Raw genomic sequence first — 17997 nt, 5'->3', positions numbered from 1 at the left:
CCTAAAGGATTATATTTAGTTTAATTATTCTTTTATTGCTTTAATAACTGCCATTAAATCTTGTTCTGCAAGACCTTGTTCACTTGCCTTGTTAAACATTTTTTCAGCCGCATTAATTAAGTCTGTATTCCAACCTTCTGCTTGAGCTAAGCGCAAGTCTTTAAGCATAAATTTCAAAGGAAAAGCAGCAGGGTATTCATCTTTTAAAATAGGAGCTGTTTTGATTTTACTCATTCCAGAACCACAAGCACCATCATTTACTATAGCCGTCATCATTTCACGTGAAATACCATTTTCTTCTGCAAATAATACTGTTTCGGCTAAGCCTTGTACAACCACAGACATATAATAGTTAATTGCCAATTTAGCTTTACTTCCGCTTCCTGCTTGTCCTAAATAATAGTGATGTTTTCCCATTATTTCGAAAAAAGGAATATTCTCTGTATATGCTTGTTGCTCTCCACCAACAAGGAAAGAAAGGGTACCGTCTATTGCAGGTTTTACACTTCCAGAAACAGGAGCATCAATATAAACTCCTTCTTTTACTGAGACAGCATGATGTAGTTTTTGAGCAAGGCTTGGTGAAATGGTACTGCTATTGATAAAGGTTTTTCCGCTGATATTAGTTGAAAGTATCTTTTCAAAAGTATCTTCGGTAATACTATCATTTGGCAATGTTAAGAAAATAACGTCTGTTTGTTCAATAAAGTTGTTTAACTCATCAACTCCATTTGCTCCATTAGAAAGGAGAGGAGATCGCTTGCTTGGATCTCTTAAATAGATATTAACTTTATATCCTGCCTTTAAAAGGTTAGCAGCCATAGGAGTTCCCATATTTCCTAATCCTATCCACCCAGTCGTTTTCATAAATGTATATACTTTTTGATTAGACGTAATTCTTATTAAGAGCAAATATAAGCATAAAAAATTGTGCTTCCTTATACTGTTTTTTATAGATTCAAAAATAGGGTAGACTAATTTATCTTGTCTATAACTGAAATATAATATGAGTAGTTTAAAACGATGTAATAGAGTTTTTTTTTCTTAATTTTTATGTATAAATTTTAGAAGATAGTGTGAGATTCCTTCGAGGGTCCTCTGACTATTGTCCGACAAAATAGTTCTCAAGCCAGTATTCTCGGAGGATAGTCGGACTATTGTCAGAGAATTGTTTATAAAGCCTTGTATATGCTGTGGGTAAGTAAAGTTGAAAATAAACAAGAAATCTCCAGTTTAAATATATTTACTTATATTAAGCTATTGATTATTAATTGTTTATATTGTTTTAATTCTATGTTTTTAAAGGAATAAAAATGAATTGTTTTTTACTTTTTTTAAAATAAAATGACTAAAAAAAGGAGATTAAAAGCACAATTTTTATAAAAATAGCCTTTTAATCATCAAAAGAGGAAGTGTTTTATTGTGTAGGCAATTTGAAAACATAATATTTTCTATCCAACTTTTCATTGGTTCAATTATTATTTTTTCTTAGGAAGATATATTGATTTAAAATGACAATTTAATAATCCTATCTATTTTATGTTTATCTATATGAGGAGGTAATTCTCTGTAAAGTTCACTTTTTAGTAAAGAAACTATAGCAAAAAAGTCATTAGTTAGTACAGAATAGTATTGTGTCAAAGCTTCTTTAGACTTAAAGTCTAATGCTTTTATTTTGTTACTTTCTTCAATTAAATTCCCTACTAAGCCAAGAACTTTATCAAAAGTTTCTGCTGATGTGTGCATTTGTAAGAAGCCAAATTCAAATAGTAAGTCCTGTAAATTGTGTACTTCCTTTGCTAATGTTTTTTCTGGGCTAAGGTGAACAGCCAAGTTATCTTTCTGTAAAATAGTGTTTAGTTGCGTTAAGAATTGAAAGAAGATTTCTTGTTTTTTCTCAAAAACCATTAGATGTCTTTCGCGTCTTTCTTCACTTTTTGTTTGTCCTTGCAATAACAATACTGTTATAATAGCTGTTATTACAACTCCTAATAATGTTCCAAAAAACTGAGCTGGTAACGTATGAAGTTCAAAGATTTCAAATGTAACAGCTGTAATTAAAAAGATAATCGTGCAGGCAATAATTCCTAAACGAGCCCAATCTACTTTTTTCATAAAGTTCATATCACTAAACGTATTAATGTTTAGTTCAAATTACGGCTAATTAATTCGGATTTAAAATTATTGTATGAAGTTATTTTAACAATATTTATAGTCGTTTATGAAAGGTGTTAAGAGTATAAGAAAGGAAAAAAAATATGCTTATTTCTAAATGTTTAGATTGGTACGAAAGAATATAAACGATTAAATAGTAAACTTTATTGTATCTGATTATAGAATAATTAATAGAGTAAATTGAAGTGCTAAAGTTGTATTAAAATTTAAAGGATAAACTATTTTTATAATGTAAAATCATTATGTTTACTAAAGTAATATGAAATAAGTTACAGATATGAAAACACGATTAATGTTTGATTTCGCAAGAACTGTTCTTGAAAATGTCAGCTTTGATCCTAAGCTGTTTTACAAAGAACTTCAAAAAGCTATAAACCATTTATTGCCTTATGATTTAGATCAATTAGAGCAATGGGTTAGCGGATATGTTCAGGAAAAACCTGAATTACAAGACTCTTTAAGTTTAATTAATTCGTAATATTAGAAAGCACCTCAGATGAGGTGCTTTTTTTATAATAAGGATTATGAAATGAAGTATATAATTTTTTAGGAGACTACTGTATTAAATTGTATAATACTATTTATTAAACTTCATTCTGTAACGAGGTAAGTTTATTTCAGTCGCTTTTGGATAAGGTGGGCGATTTGTTAAACTAACATCTTCTTTGATTTTATTTTGTGTTGTCTTGTTTTGATCATCATTATAATGATAACGTGGGTCAGCGATAAAAGGCAACTTCGCTATTTTCTGAATTTGTACATTTGGAAAGTGATATTCCACTTCAACGGTTCCTAATAACAAATAACAGCCTCCTCCTTGAAAAGGATAAGCTTCTAAACTATCTGGAAAGTGTACAGTGTCAAAATAATGACCATTAACATCTATCCAAGTTCCAAAATACATTGTTCCCCTTGCCGTAGGAACGTGTTTACGCGCAATGAGATAAGCTAACATTCGCACTGTTTGTTTGTGGTTTTTTAGCAAATCACATACCATCACATCTCCTCTAAATTTTGTTTTTAGCAAGTCAAAAGGAGTACAGGAAACAGGAAAACCAAGTAATTCTATTTCGTCAAAGGCATCTTCAAAAGCAGACCTTTCTAAAGTAGGAAAGGTGTATTCTTGTATTGGCTCTTGTAACAAAGTAGGTGAGGTATCTGGTTTGTAACGCACTAATAGTAATCTCGCTTGAATTAACAATTCATTTTTTTGTTTTCCCATACATTGAAATGCACCTATAAATATTAGGTTTTGTAAGGTTTCTAACCCTATTGGCACTCGCTGTATAAAGTCTGAAAGCGATATATAATTCCCATTTACAGTACGCTCTTCTATTATTTCTTTGATTAAATCCGCATTCACGCCTTGAATAAACATAAGGCCTAAGTAAAGATCATTGTTGTATAAAGTAGTTTCCCAATTACTTTGGTTGATACAAGGGGGATGCACAATAGCACCAGCCATTTTTGCTTCGTGTACATAAACTTCTGTTCTGTAAAACCCCCCTTGGTTATTGATTACTGCAGTAATAAACTCTAAAGGATAATACACTTTTAAATACAAGCTTTGGTAACTTTCAATAGCATAAGAAGCTGAGTGTGCTTTGCAAAAAGAATACCCTGCAAAGGATTCAATCTGCCTGTAAATTTCCTCACTTAAGCCACGTGCGTGTCCTTTTGCATCACAATGTTCAAAAAAACGCTGTTTGATAGCCGATAAAGCATCTTTAGAACGGCTTTTTCCACTCATTGCTCTACGCAGTATATCTCCATCAGCAGGGTGTAAGCCTCCGTAGTGTAGTGCTATTTTAATAACGTCTTCTTGGTAAACCATAATGCCGTAAGTCTCTCCTAATTGTTCTTTAAATACCTGGTGGAAGTACTCAAATTGTCCGGGATTGTTATGGCGAAAGATGTATTCCTGCATCATACCACTTTGGGCTACACCGGGACGTATAATAGATGATGCGGCTACTAATATTTTGTAGTTGTCACATTTTAAACGTCTTAATAAACCTCTCATAGCGGGGCTCTCAATATAAAAGCATCCAACTGTATTACCTATCTGTAAATATTCATTTGTTTGTACTTCATCTTTCGATAGAGCGATATTCCGGATATCTACTGTAATGTTTTTATTCTTTTTAATGAGTTGAACAGCTTCTTCAATATGGCCAATGCCTCGTTGACTAAGAATATCAAATTTGTCAAAGCCAATATCTTCAGCAATGTGCATATCAAATTGTGCCACAGGAAAACCTTTAGGAGGATAATCTAAGGCGGTATAGTTTGTCATAGGTTCTTCTGAAATCAAGATACCACACGGATGCATAGTGCGCTGATTAGGAAAACCTTCTAACATTTGTCCATATTGATGAATGAGTTGAACGATACTATTAGGGTCGTGTTGCTCCATCGAATTGCGGGTTAGACTATCCAATTCTTCTTTGGGTAATCCGTAAACTTTACCTATTTCTCGTATTATAGAACGGTATTTAAAAGTTGACATAGCGCCACAAAAAGCCACGTGTCCTTTGCCATATTTTGTGAATATATATTTGAGGATTGTATCTCTATCTTTCCACGACCAATCAATGTCAAAGTCGGGAGGTGTCTTTCTATTCTCATTTAAAAAACGCTCAAAGTACAAGTCCAATTCTAACGGACATACATTGGTAATTCCAAGGCAGTAGCCTACAATGCTATTGGCTCCACTACCACGACCAATGTGCATAAATCCCATAGCATTGCTGTACTGTATAATATCCCAAGTGATTAAGAAGTAACCAGAAAAAGCCAAATCATTAATTACCTTTAGTTCTTTTTCTACCCGCGCCATTGCTTGTGGGTGATTTTGTCCATAAATACGTTCCATTCCTTGATATGCCAAACGAGTCAGTAAGTCCATATCTGTTTGTTGATTATCAGTATAGAAACGTTTATTTCTCGGCTTTCTAAACTCGAAAGAGAACTGGCATTGTTCTATCAGTTGTTGTGTATTGGCAATTATTTCAGGGTAGTCTTTAAATAAATCAAGTACTACCTGTTCGTTAATCATCATCTCATCAGGATGTGCACAATCGCGTTGTTCAAGTTTAGAAACAAGCGTATTTCTATCAATCGCACGTAGTATTTGATGGAGTCCATATTCTTGATTGTTTTGATGGGTAACAGGATGTAAGACTACCATTTTAGACAACAATTCTCTCCACTTTGGTTGATAAAGTAAATTGAGTTGAGAGGCTTTTATTCCGATGTATTCATTTTCCTTGAGTTGTGTAAACGCTGCTGATAGTGGATATATAACAATAGTGTTTTCAAAGTCAGGAGCAATAACAGAAAGGGGAGTGGCAAGTTCGTTATGGGTGGTTAATAGTTCACTCATTTCAGCCATTCCGCTTTGATTCTTAGCTATGCCAATATAGCATAACTCATTGTCTTGTCTAAACTCAATACCTACCAATGGTTTTATGTTCGCTTTATTACATAGCTGAATAAAGTCGTACACTCCATTAAACGTATTGATGTCTGTTAAGGTTAAACAAGAAACTTGGTGTTGTTTACCTAAAGAGACTAATTGCTCTAAGGGAATAGTACCATAGCGAAGGCTGTAATAGGAATGACAATTTAGAAACATTGTTTAAGGGAAATGTGTTTTATATTAGGTAGTTGAATTGCTAATTATTGAATAGGTGAAATGGGTTATTTAAAGCAGTAAACTATTAATAAGCGATAGATAGTTGCTTGTTTAATCACAGGTAAACTATTCGCTTTCTTTCTTTAAAAAAGCGCCAGTACAACGGGTTACAGCATTTATACCATACCTTTTTTTCATTCTGTCCATTGCTTGATATAGCGCCATCAATTCTTGTGTATCTTCAAACAGGTTCATTTGATAGGTACCGCGTACTAATCCACTGAATTGAATACCAATTAAACGGAGTCGCATTCTTCGTTGGTATACTTTTTCAAACAAGTCAATAATGTACTTATTAAGCGTGTGGTCTGCTGAGGTATAAGCAATTCTCATTTGTTTTGTTTCCGTATCAAAATTAGCATAGCGTATTTTAACCGTAACAATAGACGTTAGCCATTCTTCAGAGCGCAGTTGAAAAGCTAATTTCTCAACCATCCCTAACAGCAAGGACTTGAGTAGGGGAATATCAATAGAATCTTGTTCAAAGGTGTGTTCTGTAGAGATAGACTTACGCTCTCTATAAGGTTCAACCATAGTGTAGTCAATCCCATTTGCCTTTTTCCACAAGTCCACACCATTTTTGCCTAACATCTGTTGTAGTATCTGTATTGGCATTTCTGAAAGTGTTTTGATATTGCGTATACCAATACGTGAAAGCGTGTTATAAGTAACTTCTCCCAGCATAGGTATTTTGCGAATTGAAAGCGGATTGAGAAAAGGTTGTACCTCTATAGGTTGAATTTGAATAGCTCCCAATGGTTTCGCCTCTCCTGTACCAATTTTAGAAACTGTTTTATTAACAGATAAAGCGTAACTAAGTGGTAAGCCAGTTTCTTTTTTAATCGTGTCTGCTAATTCATTTGTCCATTGATAGGTACCGAAAAACTTGTCCATTCCCGTTAGGTCAAGGTAAAACTCGTCTATACTTGCTTTTTCTACCACAGGGGCTTTTTCGGTTATAATTTCTGTAACTGTATGTGAAAGTTTAGAGTACAACGACATATCTCCTTTGATGACTTTTGCTTGTGGACATAATCGCATTGCCATTCGAATAGGCATAGCGGAACGCACACCAAAATAACGTGCTTCGTAAGAACAACTGGATACAACACCTCTGTCGCCACCGCCTATGATAATAGGAATATTGTTTAGGGAGGAGTTTAGTAAACGCTCACAAGAGACAAAGAAACTGTCTAAATCTAAATGTACAATTGCCCTTTCCATCTCAATTAGTTAAAAAATTATAAGACGAAATTACTATATATGTTAGCAAAGTTTATTATATTTGATGCTATAAATAATAGCAAATGTCTTTACTATCTGATAATATCCGTTATTTAAGAGCGCAGAAAGCAATGTCTCAGCAGAAAGTAGCTGATGAGTTGATGATTACTCGTGCGCGTTACTCAAAGTATGAAGAGGGTGCTTCAGAGCCACCTTTGGAAGTATTATTGCGTATTTCTCGTTTTTTTCACGTGAGTGTAGACTTGATGATTTCAGTTGACTTGCGCAAAGTACCTATGCAAGATTTATTGAAGTTGGAAGACAACCGTATTTTGTTGCCAATTATGGTTGATCCAACGGGGAATAACTTTATTGAGATTATTCCGCATAAAGCAAGAGCAGGGTATTTAACGGGGTATGCTGACCCTGAGTTTATTCAAAACTTAGAGCAGATATCTCTACCGTTTTTACGAGAAGGAAAGTATCGTGCGTTTCCAATTGAAGGGGATTCAATGCCTCCACATCAAGAGGGCTCGTTTATCATTGGTAGTTATGTAGAGCGTTTACAAGATATAAGAAATGGGCATACTTATATTATTATTACCGCTAATGAAGGGGTAGTATATAAAAGAGTATATCGCATAGATGAAGAAACACTGGAGTTACATTCAGATAATACGTTTTATGAACCTTATCAAATTAAGGCGTATGATGTAATTGAAATCTGGGAATATGCTTGTAGTATAGCAACGGAGGAGTTTAAACCAGAAGATTTAGTAGAACCAGATACCAAAGCTATGTTTCAAGAGATAAGACATATGCTGGGTGAGGTGATGAAAAAAGTAAAATAAAAAAAGGGCTAATCTTAATTGGATTAGCCCTTTTGTATTATTTATTGATATCAATTAAGATTTTAACTTCTGAAGGATTATTTACTAAGGCTTCAAATCCATTAGTTACAATCTCGTCTAAAGTAATTTTGTTTGTTACAAGTTTTTCAACGTCCATACGACCTGAGTCAATTAAAGAGATAACTTGAGGGAAGATGTTTCTGTATGCGATTACACCTTTTACAGTAATTTCTCTTAATACTTGGTCTAAAGCATCGTGTTGTACTGGTTTACCAAATAAAGCAACTAATACAGCAGTACCACCATTTCTTGTAGAAGCAATACCAGTGTTGTAAGAAGCTTGTACTCCAGCACAGTCTAAGAATACGTTTACTCCTAAACCATCAGTTAATTCTTTGATTTTAGCAGGAAGGTCTTTGTCCATTGCGTTGAATACGTGAGTAGCTCCGATTTCTCTTGCTTTCTCTAAACGTTTTTCAGCAACGTCAGTTACGATTACATTAGATGCACCTGCTGCTAAAGCTGCTTGCGCACATAATAATCCAATTGGTCCTGCACCTGATACAAGTACTGATTGACCTACTTTTAATCCACTTTGTAATACTGAATACACAGCTACTGCTGCAGGTTCTACTAATGCTCCTTGTTCGAAAGACATTGTATCTGGAATTTTGTGAATCATATAGTCTTCTACAACTACATATTTAGCAAAACCACCATTTCCTGCTAATCCGATAAATCCTAAGTGCTCTCCTAAGTTGTATTCTCCAGAAGTTACAAATGGGCTATCAAAGTTTTTATAAATAGGCTCGATCACTACGCGATCTCCTTTTTTTACATTGTGTACACCTTCACCAAGCTCTTCTACGATTCCAGAGAATTCGTGTCCAAGTGTTGTAACACCTTGGTGTCCGTTTAATGGGTAAGGTTGATCTACAGGGATAAGTTGAGGTCCGTGTACATATTCGTGTAAGTCAGAACCACATATTCCAGCATATTGAACAGCAATCTTTACTTGTCCTTTTTTAGGTGTTGGAACTTCTGTTTGTTCTACTCTAATATCTTTGGCTGCATACCAGCGTGCTGCTTTCATAGTGCTCATATATTCTTCTTTTAATAAGTTTATTTTTCTTTTATTATGTAATCCAAATATAAGGAAATGATACAGCATAATATATGACAAATGTCCTGTTTAGAAGTAAATGGTATAGTGATTAACTTAAATTAAGGAATTTAACACTCGTTTTTACATATTAAATAGCAATGTGATATTCTCTTGTTAGAATACTATATTTTATGGGTATTTAGGTAGTTCATTTTTTTTAAATGTAGTACTTTGCGTACCATTTTAGTATAAAAACGGAGACAATGAATCAAGCAATCATGCTATGGGATGCAAATCCTGAACTATTTTCTATTGCAGGTGTACCAGTAAGGTATTACGGAGTCTTATTTGCAGTAGGGTTAATCCTTGGGTATAATATTGTAAAACGCTTATTTCAAAAGGAGCGCATTCCTATTCAATATTTAGATACTTTACTTATATATATACTTGTTGGTACCGTAGTAGGTGCCCGATTAGGCCACTGTTTATTTTACGATTTTGCGTACTATTCACAGCATCCCTTAGAAGCAATTATTCCTTTTCAAAAAATAGGAGGTGCTTATCAGTATGTTGGTTTTATGGGCTTGGCAAGTCACGGTGGAGCGATAGGTGTTCTTTTGGCAATTTATTTGTATTGTCGAAAGTATAAAATTGGAATGTTTTGGTTGTTAGATCGCATTGCTATCGGGGTTCCTGTGGCAGGTGCTTTCATTCGATTTGGAAACTTTATGAATTCTGAAATTTACGGAAAACCAACGAATGGCAACTGGGGAGTTATATTTGCTAATGACGATATGATTCCAAGACACCCAACGCAACTATATGAAGCATTCGCTTATTTATTGACTTGTGTAATCTTGTACCTTGTTTATAAGAAAGTTAACTTAAAGACAAACGGCGTTATTTTTAGTTTGTTTCTTATTTTGATGTTTACAGCGCGTTTTGTGTTGGAGTTCTTTAAGGAAGATCAAGTTGCTTTTGAACAAGGAATGTTGTTTAATATGGGACAATGGTTAAGTGTTCCATTTATTGTATTTGGAGTATGGCTATTGGTGTTTCAAAAACAATTAGTTAAGATAACCGCTTATTCTCCTGTAAATTTACAAGAGAAAGAGGCGTAAGCTTTATAAATTTAAAAGAGTTAGAAAGATGTTGTCAAATACAATTCACGCTTATTGGAGTTCTGTGATGATGGGCGGAAAAATAGTTTATATAGACGAATTATTCACATTGGTAATTAATGCGCGTTTAGATGATTCTTACCGAATTATGATGGTAAAAATGCCTAATCAACACACATTAGCTGTGGTGTCTCCTGAAGTTGCTGAAAAGTTAGATTTGCTTGCTATTGGCGAGTTTTCTCAGGCTATATTCCGTCAGTTGGTAGTTGAAAGTGGATTAGTAATTAATAACCCTGTTGAGGTATTTTACTTTTCTGAAAATGAAAAGACAAGATTAGCGAAACAAACTATTTCAGGTGAAATAAAGCTATTGACGATGGATGAGAATACTTGCATAGCTAATTTTAAAGCAAAGCTTTCTAAAGACACATTAAATGCATCTGGCGTAAGTTTTGAAGATGAGTTTGTATTTGGTGCTTTTGAGAATGATGAGTTAGTCTGTGTGGCAAGTGGAAGTAAGTGGAGTACAAGTCCGTTTACGGATGTCCGTGTAATCACATTGGACACACATCAGGAGTTAGGAATGGCGACTGCTGTTGTTCGAAAGTTGAGTCAGTCTATCCTTTCTGAAGGAGGAGAACCGCAATTTCGTTGTCCTATAGCTAATGAGGCAGCTCTTGGTTTAACCGATGCGTTGGAATTAACAGCCTTTGGTCAGTTAGAAATAGTTGCTCAATAAAATTGAAGATATAAAAGAAAAGCCTCTACTAATTTTAAGTAGAGGCTTTTTTATGCTGTATTATTCAGCAGAATAATCGTCTAACATATCAAGAGAAGGCACAAAGTATAACGTACCTGTTTTAGCTGTACTAAAATCTAATATTCTATCGTAGTTTCCTACTGGATCACCGATAAACATATTCTCTAACATTTTCTTAGTTGTACTAAACGTACTTGCATAAGAAATGAAATAAGTACCTGCTTCACCTTTAGAAGGGTTAGCAAACGGCATATTTGCTCTTACAATTTTTAGTTCATTTCCATCTTCATCTTCAATAGCCGTTAATGACGAGTGAGAGTTAGAAGGTTTAACGTCTTCTTCCATTTCAATGTCAGTTGCCTTATATCTACCAATTACCTTTTCTTGGTCTTCTGTAGAAAGCTTGTTCCAGTTATTCATATTGTGAATATACTTTTGAACAAATAAATAACTACCACCATTATAAGCAGGGTCGTTATCGCGTACAACACCAAAGTAATCTCTATCGTCGTCAGTTGGGTTTTCAGTACCATCCACAAATCCGATAATAGATCTACCATCCCAATATCTAAATCCTTGTACTTCTTCTAAACAATCAGCAATCGGAATTAATATATCCGCTAAGGCAGCTGCCATATCAAAGCAAATAGCCGGATTAATAGCACTTAGGTGAAAGTGTAAGTCTCCTTCTGTAGAAACAGCAGTGTGTTTCTCGCCTTTGATTTCTTCAAAAGGTTTAAATTCTTTCGGAAGAGGAGTAGGTAAACCTAAGTCTAACCAAGCGTTGTAACCAACTCCCATAATGCAACTTGTTTTAGCATCTGGAATGCGGATTTTAAATGAATTGTTTAAGTTATTGACCAATCCACAAAGTTTTTCAAAAGCAGGTTTAATATTAGCACCTTGTTTAAACTTCCAAACTGAAAAAATGGTGTTCTTATTTGGATAATCAGTAACACTTTGCGGTTTATTCGTTTTGTTTTCCATTGAAATAAAATTGTTTTATCGGTTATACTTATTATAAACAAGATTTAGATAGCAAGCTTAGAAGCTTTAGGCAAGTAATACTCTTGTTTGTTGTAACTAAAGTATAAAAGTATTTATATTTTTTTGGCTATGCTATTTTTAGAGGGAATAATGTTGGTAAACTGTTGTGAGGTATGAGTTATTGGGATTAAAATATGATTATAAATAGATAATCAATGTCGCACTTAAAAGTTTTTACATTTTTAAATCAATGTAAATGTTTAGTTCGTTTTGCGAATATTATCTTTTTTTATGTGTTAATGTTTTAATAATGAGATTTTTTAAAACACTTGTTTTATTGAGTAATATCTAAATAATTGTTTTTTAATGGGTTATTATTTTTGTTAATAAGAGATATGTTGTTGTTTTTTTAAATATTCGTGTGTAATTCTGTTTGTTTGTGAGTGTTTTTTTATGAAATAATGATGGTAATAATTAAGTGTTTTGTTTAAAAATATGTGTAAATGATAATTGTGATTAACGTGGCTAAACTATTTTTTGATAATATCGTAAAAATAAATTGGATTATTAAAATATTGAGATTAGATATTATATTTAAGTGAGGTCTGTTAGTTAAAAAGACGTAAATATTTATTATTCGTAATTAGTGAAGTTGCTGTTTGTTGAGAATATGAACGGAGGTATAATAAGAAAAAAATAATCCAGTTAGTTATGAGAAACATTTATACACTTGTATTTTTTTTATGTTCATTATGGATTACCGCTCAGAGTCCAGGAGGTATTTCTAATATTGATGTTGAGATTTGGTTAAAAGCTGATGCTCTAAATTCTAATGAGCAAGAAGAGGGCACTGCTGTACATCTATGGCAAGATTTATCTGGTAATAAAAGAGATTTTTGGGGGATTTTAGGAACTTTACCGCGATTTACAAAATCAGGAATGAACTATCATCCTGCTGTAGAGTTTTATTCAATTAACGAGGAAAAAGGTAGTGATGAAGATAAAAAACGAAAATTAGTCACACAATCTATTTTTAAGGTTGATGATAAAAAGTCATATTTTGTAATTTGGGTTTCAAAGATAGATAGAGATTTAAGTGATGGTAAGGCAACTGTTTTTTCTTTAAATGCGTCAAGGCGTAATAATTTCGGATGGGAGGGTAGTTTATGGGAAGAAATAGATGCTACAAGTGTTAATCATCAAAATGATGCGCTTGATTACGGGATTGGAATTTCAATAATTCCTAATAAGAAGAATGGAGCGAAGAATGAGTTTTATTTTAATGGATTAAGTAGTTTAAAAAACACAGCAGATAAGCAATTAAAATTATCTACTGATAAAAAGGGTGTTAGTGTACTTGGTAATTCTGACGACGGTAATTCAAGTAGTAATTCTTTTTTTGGAGAGATACAGGAGGTAATTGTCTTATCACGTTCAAGTGGTGCAACTCTTTCTTCTACTGAATTAATACAATTAAATAGTTATTTAGCGATAAAATACGGTATTTCATTAGAATTATCGGGAGTACAACGTATGTATATGTTATCAAATAATTTTATAGTTTATAATATTGATTCAAGTGGTTATACTTCTTTTAATAAAGATATTTTTGGTATTGCAAGGGATAATTTAAGTGGTTTGAATCAAAAACAATCAATAAATTCTAATAATCATTATATGACCGTTTATGTTGGAAATCTTGAAGACACAAATAATGAGAATGTATTTGAATTAGAAGATAAGACTGCTGTGATGTTTGGTGGTAATGGAGAAATTGGAGTTAAACCATATGAGTTTGGTCAAGGAACAAGGTTTATAAATTATGAGTTCGGTACAGTAATAGATCCTGTAACAGGAGTTATTAGAGAAGAGAAGGTTTCTTCAATCTATAAGTATCAATATAGAGCGAAGGTAAGTGGAAAGGAATCTTTTACAGTAAATATTGCTCCTAATTTAGGCGAATGGTTACTAATAAGTAAAGATGCAAGGTTTACACCATCTACTACTCGAATTTATAGAATAAAAGGAGGAAAGGTTGAAAATATACAAATTAATGATGGAGATTTTATTGGTTTTGCTTACCACGTAAAAGCACCAGGAGGTGTTGTAGATGGTTTAAAAATGTGGTTAAATGCTTCAATCGCTAATACAATAACAGTTAATGGTTCTGGAGAAATTTTAAACTGGAGCGATTATGCAGGTTTTGGCACAAGTTATAAACGTAAGATTTCTAATAAATCATCAGCATTATATGTTGAAGCAGATGAGAGAACGAACTTTCACCCAACAGCATTATTTAGAAAATGGCAAGATTATTTAGTTACAGAGCGTGCTCCTTTTTCTGTAGCAGCTCCTGCTAATGTCGCTATTTACACAGTCGTAAATCACAGTTTTGCAAATGATAGGTCTTATTTTATAGGCTTTGGTTCTGATGTTGTAAATTCGAAAGCAAGAAGACCATCATTTGGTGTATATCAAAATAAAGAAAGTGGCTTTGGGCGAATAGGTTCAACGGCGTTGACCAATAGTACGAAGAGATTGTTTACACCTAAATCAACAACTATTGCAAGTTATCACTGGGCTATAGGAACAAATATAGCCTTTGAGTTTGATGCACATAGTGATATTGTACGACATACTTCTAAATATGTAGCAATGAATGAAAAAGGAATGCTTGGGTTAGCGAGTTCTTCAAAAACGTATTATTTAGATGGGGCAATGCCTGAAATTATTGCCTACGAAAGGGCATTAACCCAAATAGAAAAAAATAAAATTAATTCATATTTAGGATTGAAGTATGGAATTACAATAGATTTAGATAAGGAATCTATTAATACTAATTTTAATTATGTGTTTTCCAATAATGACCCCATTTGGTTTGGGAATGACCAAATTCATAAATCGTATCATAATAATGTAACTTCTGTATTGAGAGATGACAATGCAAGTTTATACAATAGGCAATCTAAGTCTACTGAATATGGAAGTATAGTACATATGGGAGTAGGAACTAAATTAGGTATGAAACCAAATTTAGGAAATATAATTCGCGATAAATCTGCACTTACTTGGGGGCATAATAATTTACCAATGACAGAGTATTCTTTTGCAGGTAATCAAGATGTTTGTGGTGCAATGGACTCTCGATTAAATGGAAGAATTTGGTTAGTAGATAATGAGAATTTTGACCAAAGTATATTGGTTAGTGCTTCAGGAGAATTATTTCCTTATAATGGAGCTGGCTATCAAGTTTTTTTATTAGTTGCAGATAGCGCAAGTAAGTTAAGTGCTAATAAATGGGATCAGATAGTACCAATGACTTTTGTGGATGATAAACATGTAGTAAATTATAAATTTAAAGAGAAGTATAGTTATTTTACTTTTGGTGCAAAAGGAATAGGTACTTGTGAAGGGTGTGATTTCCAAGGTATAAAGTCAATCGATTTCACAAAAAAGAATTGGAAACGAGGGGATAAAGGACCAAAAAACTTTAGTTTAGGAGACAATTTTAATGTAAATATATCTATTGAGGATCCAAGTAATAATTTAAAACTAAAATATCCAAGAGCATCTTCTAAAAAATCACTTAGAGAGAAAAAGAGTGGAAGTGGAGTTGTTACTACTAAAGTCGTATTTAAAACAGATAGAGGAGAAAAAACTGCTGCTGCTACTTCCTTTGAGTTATTTGATGTTGATCGCTCAGGTAAAGTACTTGATGATGTTCAAGTTATAGGTTATTGTAATGGAAGAACAATATATCCAAAGTTGACCTACACTTATAAAAAACCTGCTTTGAGTCGTTATACATTAAATAATATTGGTGGTGCCGTAGCTAAATCTCCTGGAGTACCTGGCAATGGAAGTTCTGGGTATACTAATCTTCGAGGTAGGGTATTTGTTGATTTTGAAAAACCAGTTGAAGAGATACGTATCATTTATAAAACTGTAAGTACCGCTTCTTCTAATTCAAGCTCTTTTATAGGGATTGGTCCAATGGAGTTTTATTGTGTTGCACCACCTCCACCACCTAATGAGGATGGATTGATCTTTGTTAAACAAGGACCAACTGAAGCAAAGTTATGTGAAGTTGTGGATTATAAGTTTAGTGTTGTAAATACTAATTGTGCACCAAAAGAGGTTCTGTTTACAGATACTCTACCTGAAGGGATGGTATGGCTTAATGATTCGTTCTCAGCTGGAGATATTGAAGTCGGTGATGATAAAGTGTATGGATATGGAACAAGAACATTGGTTGTTTCGGGACTGATAGTACCTGGGGGAGGAAGTACTTATATGCTTAGAGCAAGTGCTGTTTTTGATGAAAATGCTAATCCTGGTATTTATAAAAATAGGGCTGCTTTGGATTATGAAAGATTAGGTAAAAAAGTAGAGTTATTAAGTCAAGATCGTCTAACAGGTAATAATTTTACAGAAACTAAGGTGTCTGATTCTCCAAGACCAAAACAGGTAGTTACTTCTTTTACTACAGATAAAAGTTGTTTTGCTTTATCAAAGGAAATAGAGTTCACTATTGAAATAGAGAATCCAAATGATATTGAACTAAAAGATATGTTCTTAGGGATAGATTATGATAGTAACTCTTTTAAGTTAGTATCTGGAAGTTTAAAAACATCAAATGGTTTAAGATTGGGAAGTAATCAAGGGGAAGAAGGAAGTTTAGAATATGAAGATTTTACATTACCTATTGGTAAGAGTTGGATAAAATATAAAGTTGTAGCTTCTGGTAATTTAACTGATTATGATAAGGATATTGTCACTAAAAAACCTATTAATGCAAGCTTTAGTTTTGAATTGAATAGTGAATCAGAAGACGAGTGTCTAAACTCTTCATTACTTTTTGCAAGCGGAGATATAGAATTGCCGTATTGTACGGTTTGTTATTACAAACCTGTTATAGGAGACAATGGGGATATTTTTGCTTCAGATGGGTTTATGGCATTGACTACTTTAAACAGACCTAATATGGATTGGATGGATAAACGTGGTAATGCTTTTGTAGTCTTAGAGTCTAATAATAAAGGATTGGTAATTACTCGTTTGACAACAAATCAGATATCTAAATTGGAAGCAAAAGAAGGAATGTTAGTATATGATACTACTGTTAATTGCATCAAGTTATATAATGGCAAGTCTTGGGGATGTGTCGAACAAGGCTGTGTTGATGAATGATATTTATAAATTTAAATAGAATAGCTATGTATCAAAAAATTAATAAGCAATCTATTATTATGATTTTCTTTTGTTGTTTCAGTTTTACTTCACTTTTTGCACAAACTGCAATAGGTAAAAATGAAGTGGAAGGAAAAGATGTTATTTTAGACTTTAAGGAAGATGATAATAGAGGGATGATTTTATCTTGGGTAAATAAAGATTCTGATGTTATTTCTCCAGTAGGAGGAACTATGATATATGATTCTAATGAAAAGAAGGTGAAATACTACAGAGCCGGCAATACAGCAGGTTGGGTGGATTTATCTATAAACCCAGGTACTGTTGATTTAAGTATTCACGAATCTTTAGCAGAGAATTATTCACCTACAATAATTGGAAAAGATTCTTCAACAGCTAAAGGGGTCTTAATTTTGGAAGCAACTGATAAAGCAATGGTGTTACCAAAGAGTAAGAGTCCTCATCTAAATATAAAAAGTCCAGCCTCTGGTACTATTGCATATGATACTATCTCAAAGATGTTATGTGTGTTTAATGGAGAGGAATGGTCTTTTTGGAAAGTCGAAGATTAAGTGTTTGTATTTGTTAATTAGCAAGGCCTATAAGTTTATACTTATAGGTTTTGTCTTTTATACTATAATAGATATTGAGAGATAAAATAAAAGTAGGAAAGATGAGGTTACTTAACGCTAATAGGGGGAATACAAAAGAAACCATTGTAAAGTTCCTTATAATAAAAAAACCGATAACTTTCGTTATCGGTTTTCTTTGCGGAGAAAGAGGGATTCGAACCCCCGGACCTGTTACAGTCAACAGTTTTCAAGACTGCCGCATTCGACCACTCTGCCATTTCTCCAGTCGAACGGATTGTTCCGTATTGCGAGTGC

At 33.4% G+C, this 17997-nt stretch carries 12 protein-coding genes and 1 tRNA gene; 6 read left to right on the top strand and 7 right to left on the bottom strand.

The window, feature by feature from the left end; translation table 11 throughout:
- Nucleotides 1-24 precede the first annotated feature (24 nt).
- Together GQS07_RS00190 and GQS07_RS00185 are read right to left on the bottom strand one after the other, a co-directional pair.
- Complete coding sequence (locus GQS07_RS00190) at nt 25-867, bottom strand: NAD(P)-dependent oxidoreductase (protein ID WP_158209139.1); 843 nt, start codon at nt 865-867, stop codon at nt 25-27.
- Between the two features lie 639 nt (nt 868-1506).
- Nucleotides 1507-2124 carry a hypothetical protein gene (locus GQS07_RS00185; protein WP_233269288.1) on the bottom strand — a complete coding sequence of 206 codons (618 nt, stop codon included), beginning with the start codon at nt 2122-2124 and terminating at the stop codon, nt 1507-1509.
- A 328-nt stretch (nt 2125-2452) separates the two neighbouring features.
- Here GQS07_RS00185 and GQS07_RS00180 point away from each other — a divergent pair, with 328 nt between their 5' ends.
- A complete protein-coding gene (locus tag GQS07_RS00180; protein WP_158209137.1) occupies nt 2453-2653 on the top strand; it encodes a hypothetical protein in 201 nt (66 codons plus the stop codon).
- A gap of 99 nt (nt 2654-2752) precedes the next feature.
- On the opposite strand, the gene GQS07_RS00175 is transcribed toward GQS07_RS00180, so the two are convergent.
- Entirely contained in the window at nt 2753-5812 is a 3060-nt protein-coding gene (locus GQS07_RS00175; protein ID WP_158209136.1) for a DNA polymerase III subunit alpha, read from the bottom strand.
- 126 nt (nt 5813-5938) lie between these two features.
- Entirely contained in the window at nt 5939-7096 is a 1158-nt protein-coding gene (dinB, locus tag GQS07_RS00170) for a DNA polymerase IV (protein WP_158209135.1), read from the bottom strand.
- Nucleotides 7097-7179: 83 nt separating this feature from the next.
- Here dinB and GQS07_RS00165 point away from each other — a divergent pair, with 83 nt between their 5' ends.
- On the top strand, nt 7180-7947 hold the full coding sequence (locus GQS07_RS00165) for an XRE family transcriptional regulator (RefSeq protein WP_090410256.1): 768 nt from the start codon (nt 7180-7182) through the stop codon (nt 7945-7947).
- Between the two features lie 37 nt (nt 7948-7984).
- Here the strand turns inward: GQS07_RS00165 and GQS07_RS00160 are convergent, their stop codons facing one another.
- Nucleotides 7985-9049 (bottom strand): 2,3-butanediol dehydrogenase, encoded by a 1065-nt coding sequence (locus GQS07_RS00160; protein WP_158209134.1) that lies wholly within the window; start codon nt 9047-9049, stop codon nt 7985-7987.
- 266 nt (nt 9050-9315) lie between these two features.
- On the opposite strand from GQS07_RS00160, the gene lgt reads away from it, so the two are divergent.
- Together lgt and GQS07_RS00150 are read left to right on the top strand one after the other, a co-directional pair.
- The gene (gene lgt, locus GQS07_RS00155; protein WP_158209133.1) at nt 9316-10173 is read left to right on the top strand and encodes a prolipoprotein diacylglyceryl transferase; all 858 of its coding nucleotides are present in this window, start codon (nt 9316-9318) and stop codon (nt 10171-10173) included.
- Nucleotides 10174-10201: 28 nt separating this feature from the next.
- Nucleotides 10202-10912 (top strand): hypothetical protein, encoded by a 711-nt coding sequence (locus tag GQS07_RS00150; RefSeq protein WP_158209132.1) that lies wholly within the window; start codon nt 10202-10204, stop codon nt 10910-10912.
- 60 nt (nt 10913-10972) lie between these two features.
- On the opposite strand, the gene GQS07_RS00145 is transcribed toward GQS07_RS00150, so the two are convergent.
- The gene (locus tag GQS07_RS00145; protein ID WP_158209131.1) at nt 10973-11920 is read right to left on the bottom strand and encodes a Dyp-type peroxidase; all 948 of its coding nucleotides are present in this window, start codon (nt 11918-11920) and stop codon (nt 10973-10975) included.
- Between the two features lie 711 nt (nt 11921-12631).
- On the opposite strand from GQS07_RS00145, the gene GQS07_RS00140 reads away from it, so the two are divergent.
- Both GQS07_RS00140 and GQS07_RS00135 read left to right on the top strand, forming a co-directional pair.
- Nucleotides 12632-17110 carry a hypothetical protein gene (locus GQS07_RS00140; RefSeq protein WP_158209130.1) on the top strand — a complete coding sequence of 1493 codons (4479 nt, stop codon included), beginning with the start codon at nt 12632-12634 and terminating at the stop codon, nt 17108-17110.
- 26 nt (nt 17111-17136) lie between these two features.
- Nucleotides 17137-17682 (top strand): hypothetical protein, encoded by a 546-nt coding sequence (locus GQS07_RS00135; RefSeq protein WP_233269287.1) that lies wholly within the window; start codon nt 17137-17139, stop codon nt 17680-17682.
- A 199-nt stretch (nt 17683-17881) separates the two neighbouring features.
- Here the strand turns inward: GQS07_RS00135 and GQS07_RS00130 are convergent.
- Nucleotides 17882-17966, bottom strand: a tRNA-Ser gene (locus tag GQS07_RS00130).
- Nucleotides 17967-17997 lie beyond the last annotated feature (31 nt).

The sequence above is a fragment of the Myroides phaeus genome, from assembly GCF_009799805.1.
Classification (GTDB): Bacteria; Bacteroidota; Bacteroidia; order Flavobacteriales; family Flavobacteriaceae; genus Flavobacterium; species Flavobacterium phaeum_A.
This window is presented reverse-complemented; position numbering and strand designations above follow the sequence as displayed.

Excerpts from the sequence above, each read along its gene's own strand:
- GQS07_RS00190 (WP_158209139.1), bottom strand. The coding sequence starts at position 867 with ATGAAAACGACTGGGTGGATAGGATTAGGAAATATGGGAACTCCTATG.
- GQS07_RS00175 (WP_158209136.1), bottom strand. The coding sequence starts at position 5,812 with ATGTTTCTAAATTGTCATTCCTATTACAGCCTTCGCTATGGTACTATT.
- GQS07_RS00140 (WP_158209130.1), top strand. The coding sequence starts at position 12,632 with ATGAGAAACATTTATACACTTGTATTTTTTTTATGTTCATTATGGATT.
- lgt (WP_158209133.1), top strand. The coding sequence starts at position 9,316 with ATGAATCAAGCAATCATGCTATGGGATGCAAATCCTGAACTATTTTCT.
- GQS07_RS00160 (WP_158209134.1), bottom strand. The coding sequence starts at position 9,049 with ATGAGCACTATGAAAGCAGCACGCTGGTATGCAGCCAAAGATATTAGA.
- dinB (WP_158209135.1), bottom strand. The coding sequence starts at position 7,096 with ATGGAAAGGGCAATTGTACATTTAGATTTAGACAGTTTCTTTGTCTCT.
- GQS07_RS00135 (WP_233269287.1), top strand. The coding sequence starts at position 17,137 with ATGTATCAAAAAATTAATAAGCAATCTATTATTATGATTTTCTTTTGT.
- GQS07_RS00145 (WP_158209131.1), bottom strand. The coding sequence starts at position 11,920 with ATGGAAAACAAAACGAATAAACCGCAAAGTGTTACTGATTATCCAAAT.
- GQS07_RS00150 (WP_158209132.1), top strand. The coding sequence starts at position 10,202 with ATGTTGTCAAATACAATTCACGCTTATTGGAGTTCTGTGATGATGGGC.
- GQS07_RS00165 (WP_090410256.1), top strand. The coding sequence starts at position 7,180 with ATGTCTTTACTATCTGATAATATCCGTTATTTAAGAGCGCAGAAAGCA.
- GQS07_RS00185 (WP_233269288.1), bottom strand. The coding sequence starts at position 2,124 with ATGAACTTTATGAAAAAAGTAGATTGGGCTCGTTTAGGAATTATTGCC.
- GQS07_RS00180 (WP_158209137.1), top strand. The coding sequence starts at position 2,453 with ATGAAAACACGATTAATGTTTGATTTCGCAAGAACTGTTCTTGAAAAT.